The organism is Paenibacillus popilliae ATCC 14706, from assembly GCF_000315235.1.
Classification (GTDB): domain Bacteria; phylum Bacillota; class Bacilli; order Paenibacillales; family Paenibacillaceae; genus Paenibacillus_B; species Paenibacillus_B popilliae.
Window position 1 is genome coordinate 1 of the sequence record NZ_BALG01000578.1, and the last position, 266, is coordinate 266.

Annotated in this window: 1 protein-coding gene; it reads left to right on the top strand. The window is 47.4% G+C overall.

Annotated features, from left to right (window positions below):
- Positions 1–266 (top strand): hypothetical protein (locus PPOP_RS23200; protein WP_042230444.1); only part of this gene is annotated, 266 nt, incomplete at both ends.

Consider the following 266-nt stretch of genomic DNA (forward strand, 5'->3'; position numbering starts at 1 on the left):
TTATCAAAGCCTGTGGCAGGCCATTCATCCGGAACAAGGAACAACGCTGGCGTCCACGCAGAAAACAGAAACTAACCAAGCCAAACAACGACTATACACGACCGTGGAGCAAGCTTCCCACTCTGCAAGTATGGCTGTTGATCTGGGAAAACAGATGAAAATGATTGTGGATGGGGTGCAAGGGGAGCATGCCAAAAAAATAGCCAAGGAACCTACCTTTGCCAAATTTTTCACCGAGCTTGGAAACCATTTATCCGAATCGTTCC